Origin of the sequence: Photorhabdus caribbeanensis, from assembly GCF_018448885.1 — a bacterium.
Taxonomy (GTDB): Bacteria; Pseudomonadota; Gammaproteobacteria; order Enterobacterales; family Enterobacteriaceae; genus Photorhabdus; species Photorhabdus caribbeanensis.
The window spans coordinates 16,531-43,286 of record NZ_RCWB01000033.1 but is presented as its reverse complement, the minus strand read 5'-3'; the positions used below and the strand labels follow the sequence as shown (position 1 = coordinate 43,286).

The following is a 26,756-nucleotide window of genomic DNA, read 5'->3' as shown; positions in this document are numbered from 1 at the left end:
AGACCATCGGTTACCAGTCGCTCATCTATATTTGCCCGTAGCTCTATAACTAATGTAAAAAATAATGAGTAAGTTACAATGAAAAGAATGCTAATCAACGCAACTCAGCAAGAAGAGTTGCGTGTTGCTCTGGTCGACGGGCAACGTCTTTATGATTTGGATATCGAAAGCCCAGGACACGAGCAAAAAAAAGCAAATATCTACAAAGGTAAAATCACCCGAATTGAACCTAGTTTGGAAGCCGCTTTTGTTGACTATGGTGCTGAACGGCATGGTTTCCTTCCTATTAAAGAAATAGCCCGCGAATACTTCCCCAATAACTACCATCCTCATGGCCGCCCTAATATCAAAGATGTTCTCAGGGAAGGCCAGGAAGTTATCGTTCAAGTCGATAAAGAAGAACGTGGTAATAAAGGGGCTGCCTTAACCACTTTTATCAGCCTGGCGGGCAGTTATCTGGTATTAATGCCTAATAATCCTCGCGCCGGCGGTATTTCCCGCCGTATCGAAGGAGATGACCGCACAGAACTGAAAGAAGCGTTGGCATCGCTAGAAGTGCCGGAAGGAATGGGACTGATCGTCCGCACGGCGGGCGTCGGTAAATCCGCAGAAGCACTGCAATGGGATTTATCATTCCGCCTTAAACACTGGGAAGCGATCAAAAAAGCCGCCGAAAACCGCTCTGCGCCATTCTTAATCCATCAAGAAAGCAATGTTATCGTCCGTGCTTTCCGCGACTATTTGCGTCCAGACATCGGTGAGATTTTAATCGACAATCCTAAAGTTCTCGATCTGGCGCGGCAGCATATCACTGCACTTGGCCGCCCGGATTTCACCAGTAAAATCAAGCTGTATAGTGGCGAAGTTCCCCTGTTCAGCCATTATCAGATTGAATCACAGATTGAATCTGCATTTCAGCGTGAAGTTCGCCTGCCATCAGGCGGTGCTGTGGTTATCGATACCACAGAAGCATTAACTGCGATCGATATTAACTCTTCCCGTGCGACACGCGGAGGGGATATCGAAGAGACAGCTTTTAATACCAACCTTGAAGCAGCGGATGAAATTGCCCGTCAGTTACGTCTGCGAGACCTTGGTGGTTTGATTGTTATCGATTTTATCGATATGACCCCCGTACGCCATCAGCGTGAAGTGGAAAACCGCCTACGTGATGCTGTTCGTCAGGATCGCGCTCGTATTCAAATTGGCCGTATTTCCCGCTTTGGCCTACTGGAAATGTCCCGTCAGCGCCTGAGTCCATCGCTAGGTGAATCCAGCCATCACGTTTGCCCACGCTGTAGCGGCACAGGGACTATTCGTGATAATGAATCCCTGTCGCTATCCATTTTACGTCTGATTGAAGAAGAGGCACTGAAAGAGAACACGCATCAAGTACATGCTATTGTTCCAGTACAAATCGCTTCATATCTACTAAACGAAAAACGCCAGGCAGTCAGTGCAATTGAGCGCCGTCAAGGAGACGTTGGCGTGGTGATCGTGCCTAACGATCAAATGCAGACTCCTCATTTCTCTGTCCTACGCGTGCGTAAGGGTGAGGAAATTTCTACACTGAGTTATCTGCTTCCTCAATTTCATGAAACTGGAACGACAAATCCTCAAGAAGATGTCCAACCTGAACGCAAGCGTCCTGAACAGCCCGCTATTTCTGCTTTTGCTTTGCCAACCGATACGCCAGCACAGCAACCATCACATAAAGCAAAAGAGAAAAAGCCTAACCGCCCTGCTCAAACTATAACGGAACAACCTGGTCTCTTAAGCCGCTTCTTAACTGCTTTGAAAAAGATGTTCAGCATAGAAGAAGAAAAACCGGCCCAGAAAAAAGAGAATAAATTATCCGGTCATGATAGCCGTCGCTCCTCTGAACGACGCAACCAACGTCGTCAAAATTCACGTAAAGATCGTGATGATAATAATCTGCGTGATGAGCAACGTAATAACCGTGATCGTGACGAACAACGGAAAAATCGTAGCACTCAACAGAAAAATGGCACCCAAGATAACAACGTGACGATAGATACGGCTGCTCGTGAAGCTCAACAGCAGCAACGTCGCGAACAACGTGCTGAACGTCAACGCCGTCGTCAGGAAGAAAAACGCCAGCAGCAACTTGAAATCCAGAAGCCAGAAGTCGTTGAAAATGAGGTTGAAGAACGTCTGCCAGTTGCACCGCGTCGCCAACGTCGTCAGCTTGAACAAAAAGTTCGCATCATAGATGAAGTGAAAGAAGTTACGGCTGTCGCTTCATTGCCGGTCCCTGTTGTTACAGAAGAGCAATTACCAGTACCTGTTGAAATACCTGTAGAAACAGTTCAGCCACAACAACTGGCTGAAAATAAAGAGCAACAAGATAATGTTATGCCACGCCGCTCTCGTCGCTCACCTCGCCATTTGCGCGTTAGTGGTCAGCGCCGCCGCCGTTACCGCGATGAAAGAAATCTACTTCAATCACCGGTACCATTATCTATGGCTGTTGCATCACCAGAAATGGCTTCCGGTAAAGTTTGGGTTCGCTATCCGGTGGTTCCGATTTCCATAGAAACTCCTGAGGAAATTGCCATGATCGAACAGCAAAATGAGGTATTGTCGGCAATAGCAGCAGAAACAGTATCTGCAATCACCGTTGTTGCAGAATCTGAACAAACCATCACTGAATCGCCTAATGTAGCGGAGACGCTGGAAACTCGCCAGGATGGGAGCAAACCTGAAACAGACATTACAGAACAAAATGACATTGTTCTACAGCAAACTGAATCAGTGCAGGAAGTGCCGTCAGTTATTGAACCTGCTGCAATAACGCCGATTACCTTTGAATTTGAGCAGCACTACCCTGAAACAGAAGAAAGCATTGCTGTTTCTGAAGAAATTGCAGCAGTGATAACTGTCGAAGAGAGTGAGGATGAAATGGTTAAACAACCTGTTGCCATTATGGCCAAAGTTCATCATGCTTATGCGCCGATGACCAAAGCTCCAGCCCCTGAGATGATTGAAAAATCCATTGTTATTAACGAATGGCAACGGCCTTTTTCTCATTTTGAAGGGAAAGGGGGCGCTGGAGGTCATTCAGCCACTAATGCGGCCACTTCACCAATGGCTAAACCGCAGTCTTTCGAATAAATAACATTATTTAATATTAGCAGAATGGCTCTTTTTGGGGAGCCATTTTTTTTACCACTAACCCCACAAAAATGCTTACCATTAATTTTATTGTATCCACATAAGGGTTAGTTTAAACGGCTATCGCTGTTACTCTGTTCAATTAATTATCATTCGATTTCTTATTTAATCAGGAGAATAGTCTATGAAACCGTGGCTTATTTTTGGTGCAGGTAGTGGCGTTGGACGTCATCTTGTGACTGTCGCACTGCAACAAAAACGTCCCATAATTGCACTTATCCGAAATTCTGAGCAAGCTACTGAGCTAAGTGCTTTAGGTGTCAAAGTGATACAAGGTGATGCCTGTAACGCGGAAGATGTTGAAAAAGCAGTACAACATGTAAGTTCAGAGGCAATCGTCTTTTCTACTATTGGCGGAATTGATTCAGATCTCTTTGGCAATATGACTATCATTGATACTATCGAGAAAACTGGAATAACACGTATGTTACTCGTTACCTCAATAGGTTGCGGAGAAAGCTGGAAAACCTTGTCACCCAGAGCTAAGTCGCTGTTTGGCCAATCTGTCAGGCGTAAATCAATGGCAGAAAGCTACCTTCAGACAAGTTCTTTGAATTACACAATTATTCGCCCAGGTGGATTAACAGATAAACCGGGAACAGGTTATTGCCAAAGATATCAGCATGAAATTCATGGCGCAGTGAGCCGCCAAGATGTTGCACATCAACTGGCAACTATGGCAGAAGAAGAATCTTCATATCAGCAGATTTATACCTTAGTTGATCCAGAGCTTAAGCCTGATTGGGTTACTTCGTAGTCGGTAAAAATAACCACGCATCCATGCGTGGTTATCTAATGATGCTATTTGAGTTCACCCATTGTTTTAAGCTTTTTAGACAATTCGCGACGCTCTTTAGAAAGATCCGCATTTTTAATTATGTGATCATCTATGCGATCTTCATAATCACTTCTCATATTCATAATGATGCTCTGAATATCCTCAATTGACATACCGGGCTTGATGTATTCACTCAAGTTATCAAGCAATAACACTCGTTTCTGGTTATCACGTATTTTCTTCTCATTATCTGCGATTTCGCGCTGTAACTTATTTTTACGACGAAACATACGTACAAACTCCAGCACATTGTGGAATGACGGCTTATTTGCGTTGTCCATTTTCATACCTTATCTTCAATCTAACGTACAAATTATCCAATCTGACTACACAATAAGACTAAAACCATTAATAGACAAGTCAGTTTCCGTTATTTATTGATTCTCATTAATTACATAAACCTGCTAACTTCTTGCTAAAAGTTCAGCATGTTGACCCAATCGAAAACGATCGGCCAATGCAAATGAATAATAAATCACCAACCTTATACTGGCAGAAGCACAGTTTTTCCCTTCCCTATCGCTCATCTTCCATTTCTTACTCTACAATTTTTTCAGATTCCAAGTGTATGATCATTAATCACTATTATCTCCATGATTATCTAACAAACGTAATTACATATTTGTCAGAGACAAAATTTATATATTTTCATATGATAAAAATTCAATTATTTTCTCATGAAAAATGAATAAAAAACTATAAATTTAATTCCATTCATAAATTAAACAAGATATTAATAAACAAACCAAATAAAGACAATTAATTATATAGAGCACGATAAAATATTGAATAAAACGTTAACATTATCTAATATTATATACATCTTAAACTGTATTCATTCTTTTATTTTACAACTCTTTGTAAGATAAGATTTTCAGGTAATTATTTTTAATAAAATTTATATCCAATGGAAAAATATTTAGTTTATTAGTTTATTAGTTTATTAGTTTATTAGTTTATTAGTTTATTAGTTTATTAGTTTATTAGTTTATTAGTTTATTAGTTTATTAGTTTATTAGTTTATTAGTTTATTAGTTTATTAGTTTATTAGTTTATTATTTAAATATATGTTCAAACTAACTATATTTGTGATACCCATCTTAATAATAACATAAAAATTTCCTTATTGCTGAAACATAATTAAAATTGACGAAAAATATAACGATAATTAGGTTAGGTGATGAAAAAAATTCCTTTTGATTTGAATGGTTACGAAATCTCTTTTGGCCATGCACGTAGGACAAGAATTCCAATTATAAAAATAACCCACCCAAAAAATGGGATTTCTATTAAACCATTTTATAGCGTCAATAGAAAAAATTTACTAGAAAGAATTCAATATGAAACTGGTTTAAGTGATCAGTATATTGAATCTATTAATGCGCATTTTCAAGAGGTTAATTATCCTTAATCAGGATAAGTATATACAGAAAAATATATTCTAATTATTACATCCCCTGTTTGCTGGTAAAATTGCCTAAACAATTTATCAGCAAACTAGTAAAAGGTATTTATAGATTACCTATGATAATACCTTTGATAACAGAAAAGCCCCCTTGAAAATATACTTATTAGCCTAATCCTCCTGGATAAATCTAGATAAATAATAATCCCTACGCTTACTAACCATAACCTATTGGAATAATATGCATTTTTCTTTTATTTTTTCTTTTATATAGTAAAAAAACGCAGAAAGTACCAAACATATACCTGCAACTATTGCATACTGATATCGATTTTCCAGTGTTGACATCAGTGTAAAATAGATTAATCCACCAACTGAAAGTGTACCAATACTAACGCTAATCCTTGTATTATATGCATCACAATTTTCATCAATATACGTATTATTGCCATTATCATTCATCTAATCCTGCTGAGAATTCATCAAATAAACCTCAATGTTGCATACTATAGATGAAAACATGATCTTCGTGCCCATTTTACGACTTGATACCAATTGAATCCCTTCCACCACACCCAGCAGAAATTAACCCTTGGTTTTGACCGTTAACCTTTAAATAAATTAAATTTTATATATTCATTATATTAATATTTATCCTGCATATTGAAGTAAACATGTCAACGTAGTCAAGAACAAACGGCCTTAAAACATACAATCTTTTATTCCAAGCATCAAAAATGCTAACTAATAACTAACTTCCGCTCATGGAGCAGAGAGTAAGAAAATATGTACACAATAGTACTATGATCAATGCCAAAATGTTTTGCAGTCAATTTAGCGCCAAGAGTACCTGATAGGAAATACTCAGCAACCTGAATCCTAGAGGCAGCAGGATATTTTTCTTCATAGAAAGTCAGTAATCGGGCATCCAACTTTTGGAGGCAATTCAATAGAACAAGGAATAGTCACTATACCTGTTTCACATTAGCAAAGCATTGCAAAAATATAACAATTTTGTTATCTTTAGGTCATGAAATATACTATCGTTTACTATAGCACCGAGGTGGAGAACGAGATCCTTGCTCTCCCTGACACACTTCAAGCCCGTTACATCAGGTATTCCGAAAGAATGCGAGAACATGGCGCCAACCTCGGAGAACCACACACAGAAGCGTTTGGTAATGGGTTGTTTGAACTCAGGCTCAAAGGGGCTGAAGGAATTGCTCGCGTGTTCTATTGCACAATGATTGGGCACCGTATAGTGATGCTGCACAGCTTCGTGAAGAAAACGCAAAAGACCCCACTTAAAGAACGCAGGAAAGCCGAGGTCAGAATGAAAGAGGTAAAAAATGACTGGTAAATATACCCCTCCAACCATGACACACGATGAAATGGTTGCAAAAATGTTGTCAAATCCGGCTGTAAAAGCTGAATACGAGAAACTGGAACAAGAATTTGCATTGCTTGATGAACTGCTAGCAGCACGCAAAAAGGCCGGGCTAACACAAGCGCAAGTAGCTGAACGCATGGGAACCAAAGCAACAGCCATCACACGGCTTGAAAGTGGGCTAGCTTCTGGCACACAGGGACCTTCGTATAATACATTGAAGAAATATGCAGCAGCTGTCGGTAAAAAATTACAGATACGCCTAGTATGACTTTGTAATCTGATAGACGCCTGTGTAAATAACCAGCCACCATCAGACCTGAATTAGCACTAAATAATAAGCTACCACTTTTTTGGGCATTAAAGCTGATCAAAACCAAACTAAAGCGATAAAAAACAATTAATTAACAACCCTGGACAGTGAACAACAGTGAAAAATAGCAGCGAACAACCCACTTTCTACATCCACGACTACGAAACTTTTGGTCAACATCCGGCCTTAGACAGACCGGCTCAATTTGCTGGTGTTCGTACTGATATGGATTTCAATATTATTGAAGAGCCATTAGTTATTTACTGTTCACCTGCTGATGATTATCTGCCACAACCAGAAGCTGTCATGATTACAGGCATTACGCCTCAAATTGCATTAGAAAAAGGGGTTAATGAAGCGGAGTTTGCTCGCCAGATTCATAATGCTTTCAGTGTGCCGAACAGTTGTATCCTTGGTTATAACAATATTCGGTTTGATGATGAAGTCAGTCGGAATATATTTTACCGCAATTTTTATGATCCATACGCTTATAGTTGGCAAAAAGGTAATTCCCGTTGGGATTTGCTTGATGTATTACGTGCCTGTCACGCCTTGCGCCCCGAAGGTATTGTTTGGCCAGAGAATGAAGATGGTCTACCTAGCTTTAAACTAGAACATCTCACCAAGGCAAATGGCGTTGAACATTCACATGCTCACGATGCTATGTCCGATGTCTACGCCACGATCGCAATGGCGAAATTACTCAAAGAAGTACAGCCAAGGATGTTCAATTATTTCTTTCAGTTAAGAAATAAGCAGAAAATTAGCGCCCTCATCGATATCCCCCAAATGAAACCGCTGGTTCATGTTTCCGGGATGTTTGGCACGGCTCGCAGCAACCTCAGTTTGGTTGCGCCTCTTGCCTGGCATCCAGTAAACCGGAATGCCGTTATTATGTGCGATTTAGCTGGGGATATTTCACCATTACTGGAATTGGATGCAGATACATTGCGTGAACGTCTATATACCCGCCATGATGAATTGCAGCCAGATCAACCACCAGTCCCTATAAAACTGGTTCATATTAATAAGTGCCCGATAATCGCCCCCGATAACACTTTGCGAACAGAAGATGCTGAACGTATTGGATTGGATCGCGATCATTGCGAAAGAAATCTGGCTATTCTACGGAATAATCCACAAATCAGAGAAAAAGTTGTAGAACTGTTTGCCGAGGCCGAACCTTTCCCTGAATCCGATAATGTTGACGCTAAGTTGTATGATGGCTTTTTTAGTGATGCCGATAAAGCAGCAATGACTATTATCCGTGAGACGTTGCCTCAGAATTTACCTGCACTTGATCTGACTTTTCAGGACCCACGTATTAAGACGCTGTTATTCCGCTACCGTGCCAGAAACTATCCAACTACCTTAACTTACGATGAACAACAGCGCTGGTTACGTCACCGTCAAGATGTATTAACTCAGGATAAGCTCAGTGAATATTTCTTTATAATTGAACAACTCTTCATTGAACACCAAGGCAATGAAGAAAAGTGCCGTCAACTCAAAGCACTCATGGAATATGCAATGCAACTGGCTGGATAATTAAACGGGTGGTGGACAAATATAAAATGGCGAGTCACATATACTCGCCTTTCTTTCTAACAGGATGATTATCATCAGCTTTTACAGATTTGAACTTTCTTAGTACCAGCATAACGTTGTAACTGCTGAGAATATTGGCATTAAGATTTTTCGCCCCAATTTTTCAGCTTGGATGTTTTTCCAATTCCAGGGTTGAGAGTGTTAGTAGGATCAGTCATCCGATAAAAGGCTTTAAGTTGGGGTTTAGCTTGATATACATGCCCCACATTATGCTCTGCCGGGTATTCCGCACCTCGTTTATCAAGCAATTCTATCATTCTTTCCTTCAATGCCTGTACATCTACCCCCTTTTTCACAATGTAATCCTGATGGAACACGTAGCACATAAAATGTCCACAATAAAGCTTATGTACCAATACATCATCAAACTCTGGGGGTAATTGTTCAAACCATTCACGATCATTACGGCGCAGAGCGATATCAAGTGAAAGGATATTCTCTACTGTGTTGCTATGTACCGCTTGATAACGGATCGCTGATCCACCAGCAGAAAAACGATGCAGGAATGCTTTAGCACCTTCCTTCGGTGTACAAGCAAAGAAATCCCCTTCTACCTTGCTAAAATATTCTTCCAACCAGCTTCTGGCTTCTTCAACCCCATCACCGGACATCTTTAATATCAAATGGTGTTCAAAACGATTACGATATTCTTTCAAACGCTTAGGCAAGTGAGAAGGAAGTAAACGACTTAACCCCTGCATAATGCGATCGATAAGATTGGTAGGCAAAAATGGGAGCCGATTGAAGATAGCGTCCATTCTCCCTTTTAAAGTAAAATAAGCTGGCATTTTATCAGTACCAAGCTTATCAATCATGATGAAAGTATCTTTACCATAAGTTTCCGCAATATCGAAAATATCCCGGTGCATATATTCGCCTGCCACCGGTAAATTATGAAAATTTGCTAATATATGGCGACGTAATTCCGTCAATACGCTAGTTTGGTTGGTACCGATATAAAACACTTGAGACAAAGGTTCTGCCGGAAAAGTATCGAGCCGAACCGCAAACACAACCAGCTTACCCGCACAACCTGAAGCTTCGAACAAACGGCGCTCGTCAGAATTGAAACGTGATGGAGTATCAGCATCTACATCACGCACTCGTTGGGCATATTCATGATCAGATGCTTTACGCTGCCCCTGCTCTACATCCTGATCACCATAACGCTGTTCTTCCAGACAAGAAAGGATCTCTTCTGGCGTTTCTCCCAAATAGATACCCAAATGATTAATCAACTCTGGCTTACCGCGCTCATTAACCCGTCCATACAATGCCATTTCGGTATAAGCCGGCCCACGATGAACTAAAGAACCTCCTGAATTATTACAGATGCCCCCAACCACGGAAGCACCGATGCAGGAAGAACCGATAACTGAATGAGGTTCACGCCCCAGTGGCTTGAGCGCACGTTCAAGTTGCCATAATGTACTGCCTGGTAACGCAACTACCTGATTACACGATTTTAAAATCTGAATTTTATTCATGCGCAGCGTACTAATGATCACTATGTCACGATCGTAATCCTTGCCATTCGGGGTAGAACCTTCAGTTACCCCTGTGTTGGCTGCTTGCATCAAGATGATTTTATCTGCTTCAATACATGCCTTAAATACACGCCACTGCTCTACCAGTGAGCCGGGAAATACGACAGCTAAAGCATCACCCTGGCCGGAGCGAAAGCCTTTACGATAACGTTCAGTTTTATGGGGGGCGGTCAGGATATGAGATTTACCGACAATATTGGTCAGGGTCGTAATGAATTGTTGATTTTGAGAGGTTTTTGTACCATTCATAGTCTCTTCCTTAGTAATAATCACCTCTCAGAGCATAGATTGTTTTTCTCCATTTACCGTTGAAATTTTTCTTATCTGTAAGCTACCTCGCTGTTTTTTTTCTTAAGCTCCATTTCCTTCACTATTACGGTAAATTGGCAACATAGTAAAAATAATGGCGCCAAATTCGGCGCCATTATTCTTTTACTCGATATTAAACCATTTCAGAGCATTGAGGCATCGGCTGACGGAAGCGACGGGTCAGGAATACCATATAAATCAGACCAATTGCTCCCCAAGTTAGCCCCAACTCCATAGAACTTTGTTCCAGATTCATCCACAGCACACTAACAGTACAAGCACCTATCACAGGTAATACCAAGAAATTAATGGTATCTTTTAATGTACGGTTACGACGTTCACGGATATAGAATTGAGAAATCACTGACAAGTTTACAAAGGTGAACGCTATCAACGCACCAAAGTTAATCAGAGCTGTTGCAGTAACCAGATCAAAGGTAATCGCAGATAACCCTATAATACCCACTAGAGATACGTTGATTACCGGAGTCCGCCATTTTGGATGAACATAGCCAAATACTTTCTCAGGAAACACACCATCGCGCCCCATAACATAGAGCAGACGGGAAACCCCTGCGTGAGCCGCCATACCAGAAGCCAAAACGGTGACACAAGAGAACACCAAGATAATGGCTTGGAACAGAGTACCCGCTACATACAGCATAATTTCTGGCTGAGATTCATCCGGGTTCTTGAACCGAGAGATATCAGGAAAATAGAGCTGCAAGAAATAAGAAACCGCAATGAAGATAACACCACCGATCAATACTGTCAGGAAAATCGCTTTCGGGATCACCTTACCAGCATTCGGTGTCTCTTCGGACAACGAGCTAATGCCATCAAACCCTAGAAATGAAAAGCACAAAATCGTGGCCCCAGTAATCATTGGGATTAAATTGGCATCCTCAGAAACGAATGGTTTCGCACTCCATAAAGTTCCAACTCCTTCCCCGTTGTATACACCGTGGATCAGTAAACCCACAAATACAACCATAATGGCAACCTGAACAATAACAATCCCCGTGTTGAGATTAGCAACAACGTTAATGCCACGCAGGTTAAAAGCTGTCATCAGTAATGCAAAGCCCACAACGAAGATCCACGGATCCACGCTAGGAAAAATGGCCTGAAGATAAATTTTCGCTAACAAGACATTAATCATCGGCATGAACATATAGTCCAATAGCGATGACCAACCCACCATGAAGCCAACATGCGGACTAATGGATTTTTGTGCATAAGTGTATGCAGATCCGGCAGATGGGAAACGTTTTACCAATTTCCCGTAGCTCAAGGCGGTAAACAGAATTGCGATCAAAGCAATAGCGTAGGATGTCGGTACGTGACCGTCAGTCAAGCCAGAAACAATGCCGAAAGTATCAAAGATGGTCATAGGTTGCAGATAAGCAAGACCCATCATCACCACCTGAACTAAAGTCAGTGTTTTTCTGAGTTGAACACGATTGTTCGCACCAGTCTGGTTGGTGCCGAGTGAGATTACAGTATTACGCGACATGAGCGAAACCTCCCATAACTTCGATTCGCGTTATGACGCTACTTAATCGACAGTTACTGGGAAGACTTCGCTTCTGCCTATAGGCAGGAGAGTTAGAGGCTGGATTATACGCAGAGCGCAACGCTCCGTAGTCATCGATGCAGCAGCATGTACCAATTGGTACAACTGCGAAAGAGAATAATTGCTCCATATCTAGCGTTCCTCATTACGGCAACCGATTCTCGTTGCGGTTGCTCGTGGGCCAATTATCTATCCGGCTCAGAGTCCGGCCTCTGGTATAGTAAAAAATAAGTCAAAGCAAAAAAAATAACCGACACATATAAACGCATCAGTTATTCTCTAGTGGGCGAATTCTGCACTCGAAGACCTGAAATAGCAATACTTGCCGCACTAAAAGTTCATTATTTTTTACCACACTCATCAATGACGCTATGGAATTTAACGGTGTCATATACATTTCTTTGACGTGAGCTAAGTTTTAACACAACACAAAACGGATTGCTATTCAGTTTTTACAAGTATAAGTAAAAAACCAAAATCCCCTCTGTCAGCAACAAACAGAGAGGATTATGACACTGTTAGTTAGAACGCGTTATTAAAAGTCGTAATTGATACCAATGTTATAGCGACGACCATCCAATACTATATCATGGGTATCTTCAGTTACTTGCTTCTCAAATACGTTGTATACCCCACCTACCAAACGTAAACCATCAGCCAAATAATAACTAACACCGATATCCACGAAGGTATAAGACGGTGTTCCTTTACCCATAGAGGTACGTGATAAGTAATTCGAGGTTTTGCCACGGTAGTTAACACGCGCCCAGGCTTGCATTTCTGGTAAAGCCTGCCAGTTTAAAGTTGCATTCGCCATATGTTTAGGCATCTTATTCAAAGGCTTCCCTTTGAAGTTACCACTCTTTTGTTCAGAATCAGTATACGTATAGTTTGCAGTTAACAACCAGTTATCAATAATATCCCAATTCATCGTCGCTTCTACACCACGCATATTGGCTTTATCAATGTTCACACGGTCACTAATAAATTTATAAGCAGTACCATCAATAACGCACTTGCCCTGAGATTTGCCACTTGGATCGGTACAACGACGTAATTCAGTAATTTTGTCTTTAAATTCAGTATTGAATATCGTTAAACCTGCATTAAAATTATCCTGATTGTTCCAAATAACACCAATTTCTTGGTTGAAGCTCTTCTCTGGCTTCAAATCTGGATTACCGACGATAATCGCAGGATCACCACCACCACCCGTAATCTGCCCCCAATTAGATGCCGCCTGACGTAATTCTGGTGAACGATATCCTGTCGAAACACCACCTTTAATCGTCCATTGCTCATCAACATGCCATACACCGTACAAACGTGGAGTCCAGTGCTCACCGAAGTTTTCGTCTTTGTCCATACGGATACCACCGGTCAGCGCAAAGTCATTGGTCATTTGCCACTCATCTTCAGCAAATAACGCCCAACTCCAACGGGTCAGCTTATTGACATTTTTAGCAGAAGCTAATTGATTCCCATCATCGCGTAAATCTTCATAACGATACTGACCACCTACGCTCAACGAATGGTCCCCCAACATAAATACGGTATGAGTATTGAACAGATTATCGTAATATTTCATATCACGACCGGGGTTACGTGATTCGTCACGCTGGAAGTATGTTGTCGATGTTCCAAAATCGTAAACACCGTTATGGGTTATAGAGTAATTATTTCTTTTATATCGACTTTGGCTATTACCGGGAGATCGCCGACTACTCGTTTTTGTTTTCCCTACGGTAGAATCACGATCTTGCTCATAACGTCCGGCTTCAAAATCAAAAGTATTCTGTTCATCGGGCGTCAAAGAAAAAGTAGCTGAGCCATTACGCATTTCCTGTTTGTTAAAACCACCGATAAATTTATCTTCATTTCGGTGAGAATACAGGCCACTCACTTTCAGCCCTAATAATCCATCAATAATTGGGCCTGAGGTATAAACACTACTCTGATGACTATTACCTGATTTAGAACGTTCCTGCAAAGTACCATCAGCGCGGAAGCTAGTTTTCCACTCTTTCTGTGCCTTACGGGTAATGACGTTAATCACCCCCCCCATCGCATCAGAACCATAAAGAGAAGACATGGGACCACGCACCACTTCGATGCGTTCTATCGCAGCCAACGGCGGCAACCAACCCTGCTCAATACCAGAACTATCACTGTTTGGACGAGTACCACGAGTATCAACACGCTTACCATCAACCAGAATCATCGTATATTGAGATGCCATACCGCGAATACTGATATCACTGTAACTACCACCACCTGTAACAACGACCCCCGGCACATCTTTTAATGCATCAGTCACATCACGATAAGCCTTAGTTTCCAATTGTTCACGGCTCACCACAGAAATAGACGCTGGAGCATCTTCAATTTTCTGTTGAAAGCCTGCTGCTGTAGTCACAATAATAGTGTCATTATTGCCGCCAACCGCCAAGACTGAGCTAGATGAGATTGCAGCAATAATACCTAACGCGATTTTTCTTTTATTAAAAACACCCATTCCCGATTCTCCAAAAGATATAATTTCACTTTATTCATCTATAAAAATGGATAATCAACATGTGCTCAAATAACGAGGATAAAATATTTACCTCTGTGTAGTTTTATTATTTTATTAGTTTGCTTATATCTTATTACCATAAGACATAAGACAATATTCTCTATTAATTCCAATAATCCATCTTATTAACTTATTCCATTTACTATCCTTTGCAGTTAAAGAGTAAATCTCAGCATTAACCAGACAAAACTGTAGCTTTTAAACACACAGTATTAAAAGGTAAATAAATTATTCCTCATGTACGGCGATGCACGTTCTGATTTTTATGCGCATTCCGCGCCTATGCTTTATCATAAATATAATTTAAACAATAAGTTAAAATGAACTCTCCAATTTCTAGCTTTGAAAGCAATACCTGTAAAATATCCCTATGATAACTGTGTTTAACTCCTTACCATGTCACAAATCAGTATTAATATCATATATAACTACCCAAGGTAATAATATTACAACAATATGTTTATCGTGATACCAATACTACTACGTAGTATTAATCATTTAAATTCAACTCATTAAGTAGTTCATTTAATAAAAATGAATAATCAACGTATGCTAAGGTAACGAAAATAAAATATTTATCCCTGTGTAGTTCTATTAGTTTATTAACATCTTATTACCATAAAGTATAAAACTATATTTTTATTGGCTATAATAATCTATCTTATTAAGTCATTCTATTTACTACCCTTGGCAGTAAAGAGTAGATCTCGACATTAGTCAGACAAAAAATATAGCTTTTAACACACCGTAGTATAAGGAAAATAGATCATTCCCTCATGTACAGCTATGTACATTCCAGTTTTGTATGCAATTTATGCCTTACTTTGTAAAAAATATAATTTAAATAACAAGTTAAAATGAACTCTCACTCGTTAGCTTTGAAACCAATCCATCAACTAATACTTGAGGAATTCCCTGAGAACAACGCTCAATTCTGCCTTTGACACCATAAACCTGTGCCAGACTCTCTGGCGTAATAACCAGCTCTGGAATTCCTTCAGCGATTAAATGGCCTTTTTGTAACATTAATACATAGTCACCATGACGTAACGCGATATTAATATCATGGACAACGACGACCGTAATAATATTACGACGATACGTTTCTTGAGCTACCAATGCCATTACGTGATATTGATAATTTAAATCCAACGCACTAAGTGGTTCATCTAATAACAATAATGTTGGTTTACGAATTAACGATTGTGCCAATCCAACCAACTGTTTTTGACCGCCAGATAACTGATCTAAATAACATAACGCCAGATGTTCAATCCCCAACTGACGTAATAACGACATCACCTCTTCTTCACTAGTTTCAGAATGACGTCCTCTGGATGCTCGTTGAGCAACAATAATCGATTCTAGTACATGCAAATGAACACCAGCAGGTAAGCTTTGTGGTAAATAAACCACATTTTCCGATCGCTGGATAAAACTCATCTTCATCAAATCTTGACCATCAAGCCAAAGTTGACCTCTTGCACGATTTAAACCGGCCAAAGAACGCAGAAGTGTTGATTTACCGCTACCATTTGGCCCCAACAGTACCGTAATTTTGCCACGCGGCAACGGAGCAACATTCAAATTTTCAATAACCGAATGTTTCGGATAACCCGCAAAAAAATTGCTAATGGTTAATCCCGGGCTCATATGTCCCCCCTATGACGTAAAATTATACTAAGGAAGAATGGAACCCCAACTAACGCAGTAACAATCCCAACAGGAATAACAACACCTGGGATCAGGTTCTTCGAGGCGATGGACGCCATAGACAGCACCAATGCGCCAATTAAAGCACTCGCGGGTAAATAGAAACGATGATCTTCACCAAACATCATACGGGCAATATGTGGTGCAATTAAACCGACAAAGGCAATTGGCCCAACGAATGCAACGGCTAAAGCGGCAAGAATACTGATACGCAATAATGTCCCCAAGCGCAGACGACGAACATCGATACCAAAACTGATTGCACGATCTTCACCCAAGCGTAGCGCTGTCAGTCTCCAGGAATTCATCATTGAAATAGGGAAAACGGCTGCAAACACCAACAACATAACACCCAGTTTTATCCAGGTTGCTCTGGCAAGACTCCCCATTGTCCAGAGTACTAACCCCTGAAGAGTATCTTCCGTTGCGATAAACTGCATCATGGAAACCAATGCTTCAAAGGTAAAGACCAATGCAATACCAAATAATACTACCCCAGACGTAGCAACCCGTGTCCAACGAGTGATCGTATCCAGTACCAATGCGGCCAACAAAGCGAAAATGAAAGCATTTGCAGAAATGAACCATTGATCGGGCACGCCTGGAATACCAATACCAGATACAATCGCCAACGCAGCACCAAATGCAGCCGCTTGAGCAACTCCTAAAGTAGAGGGACTGGCTAATGGGTTATTTAAGATCGTCTGCATTTCCGCGCCAGCCAGCCCAAGAGACAAGCCAATCACTACCGCCATCAAGGCATATGGTAAACGGATATCCCAAACAATTACCCGTGTACCCGCATCCACACTCTCTGGCGACATTAAAGTCTGCCAGAGAGATGACAAAGATAAACCTGATGGCCCTATCGTAAAATCTAATACCAGTGAAACACCAATAATCAGCACGATGAATACCATCATCACAATACGGCGGCGTAAAATATATCGGTAATGAACTTTTACACTGCTGTCATCTAATTGTTGTTTCACCATTGGCTCGGTAGTGGCACTCATTATTCCCGTTACCTGACTTACTGATTACTTCTCACTGACCCAGTAAACCCCTGAAGGATCAACTGCCAGGAATTTACTGTGTAATTCATTCAGTGTCTTTTGCGGATCTAAATCTGCAAATTGCTTAGGATAGAACCACTTAGCAAATACTTGAGTTGCTACCACATTATATGGAGAGTTGTAGTAGTTATGCCAAATCGCGTAATCTCTGCCCTCTTTAACCGCAGTCAACGAGCTAATACCTTTACGTTCAGTCATTTGTTTCAGACTGGCTTTTGCTAGTTCAGGCGTAGATTGCGCTCCCAGTTTTACGCCAGGCTCATTACTGTCTGGCGCTTTTGCACCACTAGCAATGTAAATATAAGGATCAACTGCAATAATTTTTTCGAGGTTCATGGTACCAAGTACACCCGGCAGAACATCTTTAGCAATGTTTTTACCACCGGCCAAATCGATAAAGTTCCCCATATTACCGTTACCGGCAGTTGCACAGCAGTCTTCAAAAGCACCCGCTCTCAAATCGATAAATACTGTCGGTTTTTTCTCTTCCGGGATTTTATCGGTGATATCAGTCACCAGTTTCACATTTTTCTCGTAAAAATCGGCATATTCTGCCGCTTGTTTTTCACGATTTAGTACCTTACCTAACATACGAATGCTCGGCAGCGTGTTCTTTAACGGCTCAGTACGAAAATCGACAAATACAACTGGAACACCCGCCTTTTCAAGTTGAGCGACCAATTCGCTGTCTTTACCAGGACCATGACCAGCCAAGCCAAAAATGGCGATATCCGGGTTGAGAGTTAAGACTTTTTCAGAGCTGACACTATCAGCACTGGTATTACCAATCAAAGGAACCTTGTCAATCTCAGGGAATTTAGCTTTATAGACGGCATAAGACTGTGGGTCCAATTTGCGGAAGTCACCTTGCCAACCCGCGATACGGGCCAATGGTTTATCGCCTTCAAGTAAAGCGATAGCATGGAACAAACGGCCTTCGCCCAACAAAACACGATTTACATTCTCAGGAACTTCAACAGTGCGACCAACTATGTCGGTGACTGTTTCAGCCCATGACGCGAAGCTTGCCATGACTGCCGAACCCGCTAACAGGCCGACACTGATACTCTTTGCTATGGATCGAGATATAAATTTCATTTTGTTAGCCTTTTGATATTAATAATTATGGCGTTAACAATAGGACAAATGAGAATACTTATCAATATGATCTACACAAATTTTGGTAAATTACGTAATTAATTGTATGATTAACGCTATGAAAAATAAAAAACACCCATTTGATCACAAAACGGGAGTTTTCTTTTAATTTCTTATCAAGAACGGCTTACCTACTCAAATAAATAAAACATTAAGATAATAATAAATTAATCGTGAATCGAATTAAAAAAACCATGAAAACCAAGCGGGCAGGAATTTTTTCAAAGATCCCTGCCCGCCTGTCAATCATGATTTAGCATATTCACATTTACTAGTTTGTGATATCAGGAAATTTCATATCGCTATATTTGATAAAACGAGTTTTCCTCACTAACTTGTAACCAAACCAAATCAACAGGAATAGTGGAATACCAATATAAGTTGCAGTTACACCATACCAGTCAATTTTATCTTGTAGAAATGCTTGATAATTCTGTCCTAATGTGATGATTAGACACAAAATAAACGCAAAGATTGGGCCAACCGGGAAAAATCCTGAACGATAAGGTAAGTTACTTAAATCCAATCCCTGAGCTATATAGCCACGGCGGAAACGATAATGGCTGATAGCAATCCCCAACCATGCAATAAAACCGGTCATCCCAGAGGTATTCAACAACCACAAATAGACGGTCTGGTTGCCGTACATTGAACTGAGGAAACACAACGCAGCAACCACTGTTGTTGCATACAAAGCATTACGCGGAACACCGCCTTTGGATAATTTGCCAAAAATCTTCGGTGCTTTACCCTCTTTTGCCAATGTGAACAGCATACGAGTCGATGCATACATACCTGAATTACCCGCAGACAACACAGCCGTCAAAATAACCGCATTCATCATAGCTGCGGCGGATAACAAACCGGCGTTTTCAAATACCAAGGTAAACGGACTAACACTGATATCACCGACCTCATTACGCAGTAGGCTTGGATCAGTGTAAGGAATAATCAGACTGATGATCAGGATTGCAAAAATATAGAACAGCAGAATACGCCAGAATACCTTACGTACAGCACTAGGAACATTTTTCGCCGGATCTTTTGACTCACCCGCAGCAATGCCAATCAGCTCGGTTCCCTGGAAAGAGAACCCAACTATCATTGCCACGCCAATCATGGCAGAGAAGCCACCAGCAAAAGGCGCATCACCAATAGTCCAATTATGCCATCCAGCACCTTCTGCCCCCTTCATGATACCGGCTATCATCAGTAATCCGACCACGATAAAGACAATAACCGTGCTGACTTTAATTAAAGAGAACCAGTACTCAGCTTCACCAAATCCTTTCACTGAAATAAAATTCAATAGGAAAATCAGCCCAAGGAATAGCGCACTCCAGATCCAACCCGGCATATCCGGCAACCAATACCCCATAACCAATTGAGCAGCGACCAAATCCACCGCGATAGTTACCGCCCAGTTGTACCAATAGTTCCAACCCAAGGCAAAACCAAACCCTTCTTCAACATATTTGGAACCGTACGTTGAGAAAGAACCGGAAACCGGCATATAAGCGGCCAGTTCACCCAAACTGGTCATCAGGAAATAAACCATCAAGCCAATTAATGCATAGGAAAGTAATGCTCCACCAGGACCTGCCTGTGAAACTGTCGCACCTGAAGCCACGAATAACCCGGTGCCTATTGATCCGCCAACGGCTATCATCGCCAGATGCCGAGCTTTCAATTCACGTCGCAAATGTTGCGCTACTGGTTTCCGGGAAACACTTGTTTGTTGTTGAGACATTCTGTTCCTGTTAGCTGCGAATAAATCTGATGGCGGATTGTAACAAATCCTCACTATCAAAATAGCGAGGAAGCGCTGTTATAAGATACCTTCATAATTCAGAGAAAATTATAAGTAATACAGCTAATTTTGGATTTTAGACAGAACGTAAACGTTACCGGCAATAACTAAGCAATTTTTGCAGTGCGTTAGACATGTGCTTTTGCCGGTGATGAATTAAGTACAATGTTCTGAAAAGCCTTAATCCTGGCACTTTTAACTCCAGCAAAGTGCGATTTTGCAATTGTTCTGCAACGACTCGTCTGGATAAGCAACTGATGCCCATACCAAATTTGACCGCATGTTTTATCGCTTCAGAGTTTCCCAATTCCATCAAAATCTTGAACCCAGGTAAACGCGCAAACAACAGATGATCCAACACTTCTCTTGTACCCGATCCGCTCTCCCTTAATATCCATGATGCTTTAACTAAATCATCCAATTTTAAATCCTGTTTAGCTAGCGGATTTTCAGGAGAAGAAAAAACAACCAACTCATCCTCCATCCATAACTGAGTTATTAACTCAGGGCTATGACAAGAACCTTCTATCAAACCAAGATCAACACGGAATTCCAGCACTGAATTGATGACATCCTGAGTGTTACTGATATTTAACTCTAATGGCGTATCAGGAAAATCCTGACGATAATTTGCCAGCATTTCCGGCAACATATAATTACCAATAGTACTACTGGCAGCGATACGTAACGCACCCAACTCCTGTTTGAATAACTGCTGAATCTCCCCTGCCTGCTCTAGCAATGCCAAAGCCTTGGGATAAAGTAGACGGCCATGTTCATTAGTCACCAACCGCTTTCCTACCCGATCAAAAAGCTGTACGCCAAGCTGGTTTTCCAGATCCGTTAATGAGGCGCTCACTGCGGACTGAGATAGCGCCAATTGCTGAGAAGCTTGCGTCGTTGAACCGCTTTTCAATACCTCAGTAAAAACTTCCAACTGCCTCAATGTGATATGCATATTGCCCCGCAAAAAATATGGTGTCAGTCAAAGTTAGCTTGTTTTAATTTTATACAGCAATAAACAACTTAACAAAAATCCTCTTTTTTACCACTTTTTTAGATTACATATAAAAAAATTATCAATTTTAATGATAATTCAATCTTCTATATGCTTATGTTTAAAACATATAAGCAAAGTGAGAAAACATCTATGTCTGACATTCGTGCTGAAAGGTTCGGCAAACAACCATCCATTCCCGGTATCAAATTAATACCAGGGTTAATATTGGCGGCAATACTTACTGCAATTTCAATATATGCCGGAAATATTCCATGGTTTATTAATATGGGACTGGGCACATTAACACTGGCGATCCTTGCGGGGATCATTGCCGGTAATACTGTCTACCCTTTACTCAAACCTTATTGTGATAAGGGTATCCACTTCTCAAAACATTATCTCTTGCGGGCAGGTATTATTCTTTACGGTTTCCGTTTGACATTTCAGCAAATTGCCGATGTTGGCGTTACCGGCCTGCTAATTGATGCGGTGATATTGTCTTCCACTTTCTTTATTGCAATCTGGCTAGGCAAATCACTCTTTAGATTAGACCAGCAAACAGTAATACTGATTGGTGCCGGTAGCAGTATCTGCGGCGCAGCCGCTATTATGGCAACAGAGCCGGTAGTCAATGCCCCTGCCAGTAAAGTTGCCGTTGCGGTATCAACGGTTGTCATCTTTGGCACTATCGCTATTTTCATTTATCCGTGGTTTTATCAACTCAATGAGTATTATCAGTGGTTATCACTTACTCAGGAAACTTTCGGTATTTTTACTGGTTCTACCATTCACGAAGTTGCTCAAGTTGTTGCTGTTGGACATGCGATTAGTGATCAAACGGAAAATGCAGCCGTTATCAGTAAAATGATCAGGGTTATGATGTTGGCGCCATTCTTGTTGTTATTATCCCGTTACATTAGCCGTGCCCGCACTAAAAATGGAAGAAACCATCAGGAGAAAACACCAATGACTATCCCCTGGTTTGCGGTGATTTTTATTGCAATAGCGGGTTTTAATTCTTTCAATTTATTGCCTGCCGCAATAGTCCATTCTCTGATTAATATCGATACTATTATGCTTACTATGGCAATGGGAGCATTGGGTTTAACCACTCATGTGAGTGCTATCCGTCAGGCCGGATTTAAACCCATTTTATTAGCTTTAATTTTGTTTATATGGCTGATAGTAGGTGGTTTTTTGATAAATCTGGGCATCCAACATTTGTTTGGTTAACCAGAGTCCACACGGAGAAATTTCAGCAACATATAACCTTTCCACTCTTAAGGTTCATTGAGTGATTGAACAATGCCATAATGACGTAAAGTAGGAAGGAGAAAAATATGAAATTTGTTGGAGCACATGTCAGCGCTGCTGGTGGAGTTGATCAAGCGGTTATCCGGGCACACGAATTAAAAGCTACCGCCTTTGCCCTATTTACAAAAAATCAGCGCCAGTGGAATGCTCCACCTTTAGCCGCTGATGTTATCGATAAATTTAAAGAAAATTGTGAACGTTATGGATATGGCAGCCGACAAATTCTCCCTCACGACAGTTATCTGATTAATCTCGGCCATCCAGAAAGTGAAGCTCTGGAAAAATCCCGGCTGGCTTTCATTGATGAGATGCAACGTTGCGAACAATTAGGGATCGATTTATTAAATTTCCATCCTGGCAGCCATCTCAATAAAATAGATGTGGATAAATGCCTGGCACGTATTGCAGAATCTATCAACATTGCTCTCAATAAAACCCAGGGAGTCACTGCTGTTATCGAAAATACGGCAGGTCAAGGCACTAATCTGGGTTTCAAATTTGAACATCTGGCAGCAATTATTGATGAAGTTGAAGATAAAAGTCGAGTGGGTGTCTGTATTGATACCTGTCACGCCTTTGCGGCTGGCTACGATTTACGTACGGACGATGTTTGTAAACAAACTTTTCAACAGTTTGAAAAAGTTGTCGGCTTTCAATATCTACGCGGAATGCATTTAAATGATGCCAAAAGTGAATTTGCCAGTCGTGTTGACCGACATCATAGCCTTGGAGAAGGAAATATTGGCAAAACACCTTTCAGTTATATTATGAAAGATGCTCGTTTTGATGGTATTCCGCTCATCCTTGAAACGATAAACCCAGATATTTGGCCGCAAGAAATTGCCTGGCTGAAATTACAACAAAATTAATTATTCTTTAATTAAAACATTATTTAACGGGTATCAGTTCAACATCAGCCATCATGGCAGCTAATTGAGGACGATTACTGATACCCACATTAGGTTGACTAACCGCAAGTGCAGATACAGCCGTCGCCAATCGCAACGTGTGTTCACTGGATTCCCGCATCAGCAAGCCATAAACCAAGCCACCAACCATTGAATCACCGGCGCCAACCGTGCTGACAACTTTACAATGTGGTGGTTTTGCCAGCCATGCTCCAGAGGAATTAACCCATAATGCCCCTTGCTCACCCAAAGATATGACAACATGAGCAATTCCCTGATCTCTAAGTTGATGTGCAGCCATGATGATATCGGATAACTCAGGTAACAGACGCCCCGCCCATACTTCCAGCTCATGACGATTTGGCTTAACTAACCAAGGAGATGCTTTTAACCCTGCAACCAACGCTTCACGGCTGCTATCGAAAATAATACAAGGGCAAAGCTGACGTAGACAGGTCATCCAATCGGTAAACGATTCAGCAGAGACACCAGCAGGTAAGCTACCACTAACAACGACCATATCAAACTGTCCAAGCCATGAAAGCGAATCATTAACAAATCCCGACCATTCAGCTTCACCGACATAAAAACCAGAGAAGTTAAAATCTGTCACTTCGCCGCTTTCTTCTGTCAATTTGACATTAATCCGTGTTCGGCCCGGAACTAAATGAAAACGATTTACCATACTATTTTCACTGAAGAATTGCTGAAATCCTTCCTGATTTTCTTTACCCAAAAAACCACTCACCGTGACATCAATACCTAAATCACGCAAAACTTTAGCAACATTATTGCCTTTTCCCGCAGCATGTAGCCCGGCGGTTTGCACTCGATTGATTGCCCCCTTAACGATTTCCGGGCACAATCCCACTAAATCATAAGCAGGGTTTAGGGTGATAGTGGCAACTCTACGGCTCATTTTGCCTGATGTCTCCTAATGTAGATAATCATCATTACTATGAATTCTCAGTTCTATTTATATCACTAAAATTGAATCGTTTCAGTTAAATTCCGTACTTTATTGATTATTGCCTTAAACTGATTTACGGATAAGAATAGCGTTGAATTTTTCTCAAAATGAGAAGCAAATTTACTGGAACTTAGATGAAGGAATAAACCAAATGTCTGTCATTGTGGGTGTTGGCGTGGTTATTGTAAATGAACATGGTCAAGTATTACTTGGAAAACGTAGTAGTAAACATGCACCATACTGGTCAATCTTTGGCGGTCATGTTGATGCCGGAGAAACTTTTGAGCAATGTGCAATCCGTGAAATTGCAGAAGAAACAGGCTTGAAGATTCAGTCACCAAAAGTCTACGGTATTTGTAATAACCTTCAAACTTATCAACAGGAAGGAAAACACACTATTTCGGTGTGTCTACTGGCAAAACATCTAGGCGATGAACCAAAATTGATGGAACCAGAAAAATGTGAACAGTTTATGTGGTGCGAGCCAGATAATCTTCCTGAACCCCATTTTGAAGCCAGCCGGAATGCAATAAAAATGTGGCAAGAAAATAAATTTTATCTTACCGAATGAACTAACTTATGTTAGTTCAATTTCAAATAATCCTTTATGGCATCTATTTACACTCTATAGACAAAAATGTATCTTTAAGCTAGTACAAAGAAACAATATACCAGCGGAGTTAATATGTCCATTGAGACAACCCAGAGTTTAAAGCGCCCTCCCATATTGGGAGGTGCAATGATAATTGCCGGAACTGCTGTCGGTGCAGGAATGTTCTCTACTCCTGTGGTAACTTCTGGAGTCTGGTTTACTGGCTCAATTATTTTGCTGGTTTACACATGGGCCTGTATGTATTTTTCCGGCTTGATGATACTAGAAACCAACCTGAACTATCCATCAGGCGCCAGCTTCCATACCATGACTAAAGATTTACTCGGTAAAGGATGGAATGCAATCAATGGTATCTCTATTGCATTCGTGCTTTATATATTGACCTACGCCTATATTTCAGCGGGTGGCTCAATTATTGTCCACAATTTTAAAAATATTATTTCGATATCACAGGCAAATGCTGGCCTTATTTTCGCCTTTATCGTTGCACTTATTGTCTGGTTATCGACTCAAGCGGTGGATCGGCTGAGCACAATTTTAATCGGAGGTATGGTTATTACTTTTTTTATGTCCGCTGGCGGCATGTTTACCGAAGTTAAATATGCCATCCTGTTTAATCAGACGGATGCTATATCAAACGACACAGCAACAAGTTACATGCCTTACGCTTTAGCCGCTCTGCCCTATTTACTCGTCTCATTCGGATATCACGGTAATATTCCAAGTTTAGTAAAATATTATCATAAAGATAGCAAAGCCGTTATTCGCAGCCTGTTATTAGGTACATTAATCGCATTAGTTATTTACATCTTGTGGCAATATGTCATTCAGGGAAATATTCCCCGAGAAGTATTCAAACAAATTATTGCTGATGGCGGGAATATCGATGCTTTATTAAAGCACATGGATAATACAACAAACAGCGAAACCGTTCACCAGCTTCTAAATGCCTTTTCTTATATGGCCTTAGCAAGTTCATTTCTTGGTGTCTCTTTAGGGCTATTTGATTACATAGCTGACTTCTTTGGTTTTAAAGATAACAGCACTGGTCGGTTAAAATCTGCATTAGTGACATTTATTCCACCAACAGCGCTAGCTTTACTGTTCCCCAATGGTTTTATATATGCCATTGGTTTCGCTGGATTCGCTGCAACTATCTGGGCTGTCATCATTCCAGCACTTATGGCTCGGGCAAGTCGCCAACGCTTCCCAGAAGCTAGTTACCGAGCACCAGGAGGAAAATTCCTTATTGGGTTTGTCATCCTGTTTGGTCTGATAAATGCTATAGCTCATATTTTGTCTTCCCTTGATTTATTACCTGTGTATCGTTGATATAAAACATTCTTACTACAACCCCAATGTAAAAAAACAGTGGGGTTTTTTAATCCCTACTTGCCTAATGCCTTGACTGCGAGTAATTTTGTCGCCGATTATTCTCTTG

At 40.8% G+C, this 26,756-nt stretch carries 21 protein-coding genes; 10 read left to right on the top strand and 11 right to left on the bottom strand.

Annotated features, from left to right (window positions below):
* Window positions 1-78: 78 nt before the first annotated feature.
* Together rne and EAE90_RS18530 are read left to right on the top strand one after the other, a co-directional pair.
* Window positions 79-3,135 carry a ribonuclease E gene (rne, locus tag EAE90_RS18535; RefSeq protein WP_214054724.1) on the top strand — a complete coding sequence of 1,019 codons (3,057 nt, stop codon included), beginning with the start codon at window positions 79-81 and terminating at the stop codon, window positions 3,133-3,135.
* A 184-nt stretch (window positions 3,136-3,319) separates the two neighbouring features.
* Window positions 3,320-3,952: an SDR family oxidoreductase gene (locus EAE90_RS18530; RefSeq protein WP_214054723.1), complete on the top strand. Its 633-nt coding sequence runs from the start codon at window positions 3,320-3,322 to the stop codon at window positions 3,950-3,952.
* A gap of 44 nt (window positions 3,953-3,996) precedes the next feature.
* On the opposite strand, the gene tmaR is transcribed toward EAE90_RS18530, so the two are convergent.
* Window positions 3,997-4,314, bottom strand: a complete 318-nt coding sequence (gene tmaR, locus EAE90_RS18525) for a PTS system regulator TmaR (protein ID WP_214054722.1) — start codon at window positions 4,312-4,314, stop codon at window positions 3,997-3,999.
* A gap of 899 nt (window positions 4,315-5,213) precedes the next feature.
* Between tmaR and EAE90_RS18520 the strand changes: the two genes are divergently transcribed.
* A complete protein-coding gene (locus tag EAE90_RS18520) occupies window positions 5,214-5,444 on the top strand; it encodes a hypothetical protein (protein WP_214054721.1) in 231 nt (76 codons plus the stop codon).
* A 222-nt stretch (window positions 5,445-5,666) separates the two neighbouring features.
* Here EAE90_RS18520 and EAE90_RS18515 read toward each other — a convergent pair whose 3' ends face one another.
* The gene (locus tag EAE90_RS18515) at window positions 5,667-5,900 is read right to left on the bottom strand and encodes a hypothetical protein (RefSeq protein WP_214054720.1); all 234 of its coding nucleotides are present in this window, start codon (window positions 5,898-5,900) and stop codon (window positions 5,667-5,669) included.
* A gap of 667 nt (window positions 5,901-6,567) precedes the next feature.
* On the opposite strand from EAE90_RS18515, the gene EAE90_RS18510 reads away from it, so the two are divergent.
* The 3 genes from EAE90_RS18510 (at window position 6,568) to sbcB (ending at window position 8,686) form a co-directional block, all read left to right on the top strand.
* Window positions 6,568-6,798, top strand: a complete 231-nt coding sequence (locus EAE90_RS18510; RefSeq protein WP_228956933.1) for a type II toxin-antitoxin system RelE/ParE family toxin — start codon at window positions 6,568-6,570, stop codon at window positions 6,796-6,798.
* Window positions 6,788-7,096, top strand: coding sequence for a helix-turn-helix domain-containing protein (locus EAE90_RS18505; RefSeq protein WP_065388691.1), 309 nt, complete (start codon window positions 6,788-6,790; stop codon window positions 7,094-7,096). Before EAE90_RS18510 ends, EAE90_RS18505 begins: the two co-directional genes overlap by 11 nt.
* A gap of 159 nt (window positions 7,097-7,255) precedes the next feature.
* Window positions 7,256-8,686 (top strand): exodeoxyribonuclease I, encoded by a 1,431-nt coding sequence (gene sbcB, locus EAE90_RS18500; protein WP_214054718.1) that lies wholly within the window; start codon window positions 7,256-7,258, stop codon window positions 8,684-8,686.
* A gap of 140 nt (window positions 8,687-8,826) precedes the next feature.
* On the opposite strand, the gene dld is transcribed toward sbcB, so the two are convergent.
* The 8 genes from dld to yieE all read right to left on the bottom strand — a co-directional run bounded on the left by dld (window position 8,827) and on the right by yieE (window position 21,468).
* Window positions 8,827-10,542, bottom strand: coding sequence for a D-lactate dehydrogenase (dld, locus tag EAE90_RS18495; RefSeq protein ID WP_214054717.1), 1,716 nt, complete (start codon window positions 10,540-10,542; stop codon window positions 8,827-8,829).
* A gap of 193 nt (window positions 10,543-10,735) precedes the next feature.
* Window positions 10,736-12,118, bottom strand: coding sequence for an APC family permease (locus EAE90_RS18490; RefSeq protein ID WP_214054716.1), 1,383 nt, complete (start codon window positions 12,116-12,118; stop codon window positions 10,736-10,738).
* Between the two features lie 595 nt (window positions 12,119-12,713).
* Window positions 12,714-14,693, bottom strand: a complete 1,980-nt coding sequence (locus EAE90_RS18485) for a ligand-gated channel protein (RefSeq protein ID WP_214054715.1) — start codon at window positions 14,691-14,693, stop codon at window positions 12,714-12,716.
* 912 nt (window positions 14,694-15,605) lie between these two features.
* Window positions 15,606-16,406: an ABC transporter ATP-binding protein gene (locus tag EAE90_RS18480; protein ID WP_214054714.1), complete on the bottom strand. Its 801-nt coding sequence runs from the start codon at window positions 16,404-16,406 to the stop codon at window positions 15,606-15,608.
* A complete protein-coding gene (locus tag EAE90_RS18475; RefSeq protein ID WP_214054713.1) occupies window positions 16,403-17,482 on the bottom strand; it encodes a FecCD family ABC transporter permease in 1,080 nt (359 codons plus the stop codon). The genes EAE90_RS18480 and EAE90_RS18475 overlap by 4 nt, the downstream gene beginning before the upstream one ends.
* Window positions 17,483-17,506: 24 nt before the next feature.
* Entirely contained in the window at window positions 17,507-18,640 is a 1,134-nt protein-coding gene (locus EAE90_RS18470) for an ABC transporter substrate-binding protein (RefSeq protein ID WP_214054712.1), read from the bottom strand.
* Between the two features lie 331 nt (window positions 18,641-18,971).
* Window positions 18,972-20,450 carry an amino acid permease gene (locus EAE90_RS18465; protein ID WP_214054711.1) on the bottom strand — a complete coding sequence of 493 codons (1,479 nt, stop codon included), beginning with the start codon at window positions 20,448-20,450 and terminating at the stop codon, window positions 18,972-18,974.
* A gap of 154 nt (window positions 20,451-20,604) precedes the next feature.
* Window positions 20,605-21,468: a DNA-binding transcriptional regulator YeiE gene (gene yieE, locus EAE90_RS18460; RefSeq protein WP_214054710.1), complete on the bottom strand. Its 864-nt coding sequence runs from the start codon at window positions 21,466-21,468 to the stop codon at window positions 20,605-20,607.
* A 192-nt stretch (window positions 21,469-21,660) separates the two neighbouring features.
* Between yieE and EAE90_RS18455 the strand changes: the two genes are divergently transcribed.
* Together EAE90_RS18455 and nfo are read left to right on the top strand one after the other, a co-directional pair.
* Window positions 21,661-22,743 carry a YeiH family protein gene (locus EAE90_RS18455; protein ID WP_214054709.1) on the top strand — a complete coding sequence of 361 codons (1,083 nt, stop codon included), beginning with the start codon at window positions 21,661-21,663 and terminating at the stop codon, window positions 22,741-22,743.
* A gap of 107 nt (window positions 22,744-22,850) precedes the next feature.
* Window positions 22,851-23,693, top strand: coding sequence for a deoxyribonuclease IV (nfo, locus tag EAE90_RS18450; RefSeq protein WP_214054708.1), 843 nt, complete (start codon window positions 22,851-22,853; stop codon window positions 23,691-23,693).
* Between the two features lie 19 nt (window positions 23,694-23,712).
* Here nfo and fruK read toward each other — a convergent pair whose 3' ends face one another.
* Window positions 23,713-24,651 (bottom strand): 1-phosphofructokinase, encoded by a 939-nt coding sequence (fruK, locus tag EAE90_RS18445; RefSeq protein ID WP_214054707.1) that lies wholly within the window; start codon window positions 24,649-24,651, stop codon window positions 23,713-23,715.
* Window positions 24,652-24,853: 202 nt separating this feature from the next.
* On the opposite strand from fruK, the gene EAE90_RS18440 reads away from it, so the two are divergent.
* Together EAE90_RS18440 and mtr are read left to right on the top strand one after the other, a co-directional pair.
* Entirely contained in the window at window positions 24,854-25,273 is a 420-nt protein-coding gene (locus EAE90_RS18440; protein ID WP_214054706.1) for a nucleotide triphosphate diphosphatase NUDT15, read from the top strand.
* A gap of 114 nt (window positions 25,274-25,387) precedes the next feature.
* Window positions 25,388-26,647: a tryptophan permease gene (mtr, locus tag EAE90_RS18435; protein WP_214054705.1), complete on the top strand. Its 1,260-nt coding sequence runs from the start codon at window positions 25,388-25,390 to the stop codon at window positions 26,645-26,647.
* The last annotated feature ends 109 nt before the right edge of the window (window positions 26,648-26,756 follow it).

Excerpts from the sequence above, each read along its gene's own strand:
- rne (WP_214054724.1), top strand. The coding sequence starts at position 79 with ATGAAAAGAATGCTAATCAACGCAACTCAGCAAGAAGAGTTGCGTGTT.
- EAE90_RS18530 (WP_214054723.1), top strand. The coding sequence starts at position 3,320 with ATGAAACCGTGGCTTATTTTTGGTGCAGGTAGTGGCGTTGGACGTCAT.
- tmaR (WP_214054722.1), bottom strand. The coding sequence starts at position 4,314 with ATGGACAACGCAAATAAGCCGTCATTCCACAATGTGCTGGAGTTTGTA.
- EAE90_RS18520 (WP_214054721.1), top strand. The coding sequence starts at position 5,214 with ATGAAAAAAATTCCTTTTGATTTGAATGGTTACGAAATCTCTTTTGGC.
- EAE90_RS18515 (WP_214054720.1), bottom strand. The coding sequence starts at position 5,900 with ATGAATGATAATGGCAATAATACGTATATTGATGAAAATTGTGATGCA.
- EAE90_RS18510 (WP_228956933.1), top strand. The coding sequence starts at position 6,568 with ATGCGAGAACATGGCGCCAACCTCGGAGAACCACACACAGAAGCGTTT.
- EAE90_RS18505 (WP_065388691.1), top strand. The coding sequence starts at position 6,788 with ATGACTGGTAAATATACCCCTCCAACCATGACACACGATGAAATGGTT.
- dld (WP_214054717.1), bottom strand. The coding sequence starts at position 10,542 with ATGAATGGTACAAAAACCTCTCAAAATCAACAATTCATTACGACCCTG.
- EAE90_RS18490 (WP_214054716.1), bottom strand. The coding sequence starts at position 12,118 with ATGTCGCGTAATACTGTAATCTCACTCGGCACCAACCAGACTGGTGCG.
- EAE90_RS18485 (WP_214054715.1), bottom strand. The coding sequence starts at position 14,693 with ATGGGTGTTTTTAATAAAAGAAAAATCGCGTTAGGTATTATTGCTGCA.
- EAE90_RS18480 (WP_214054714.1), bottom strand. The coding sequence starts at position 16,406 with ATGAGCCCGGGATTAACCATTAGCAATTTTTTTGCGGGTTATCCGAAA.
- EAE90_RS18475 (WP_214054713.1), bottom strand. The coding sequence starts at position 17,482 with ATGAGTGCCACTACCGAGCCAATGGTGAAACAACAATTAGATGACAGC.
- EAE90_RS18470 (WP_214054712.1), bottom strand. The coding sequence starts at position 18,640 with ATGAAATTTATATCTCGATCCATAGCAAAGAGTATCAGTGTCGGCCTG.
- EAE90_RS18465 (WP_214054711.1), bottom strand. The coding sequence starts at position 20,450 with ATGTCTCAACAACAAACAAGTGTTTCCCGGAAACCAGTAGCGCAACAT.
- yieE (WP_214054710.1), bottom strand. The coding sequence starts at position 21,468 with ATGCATATCACATTGAGGCAGTTGGAAGTTTTTACTGAGGTATTGAAA.
- EAE90_RS18455 (WP_214054709.1), top strand. The coding sequence starts at position 21,661 with ATGTCTGACATTCGTGCTGAAAGGTTCGGCAAACAACCATCCATTCCC.
- nfo (WP_214054708.1), top strand. The coding sequence starts at position 22,851 with ATGAAATTTGTTGGAGCACATGTCAGCGCTGCTGGTGGAGTTGATCAA.
- fruK (WP_214054707.1), bottom strand. The coding sequence starts at position 24,651 with ATGAGCCGTAGAGTTGCCACTATCACCCTAAACCCTGCTTATGATTTA.
- EAE90_RS18440 (WP_214054706.1), top strand. The coding sequence starts at position 24,854 with ATGTCTGTCATTGTGGGTGTTGGCGTGGTTATTGTAAATGAACATGGT.
- mtr (WP_214054705.1), top strand. The coding sequence starts at position 25,388 with ATGTCCATTGAGACAACCCAGAGTTTAAAGCGCCCTCCCATATTGGGA.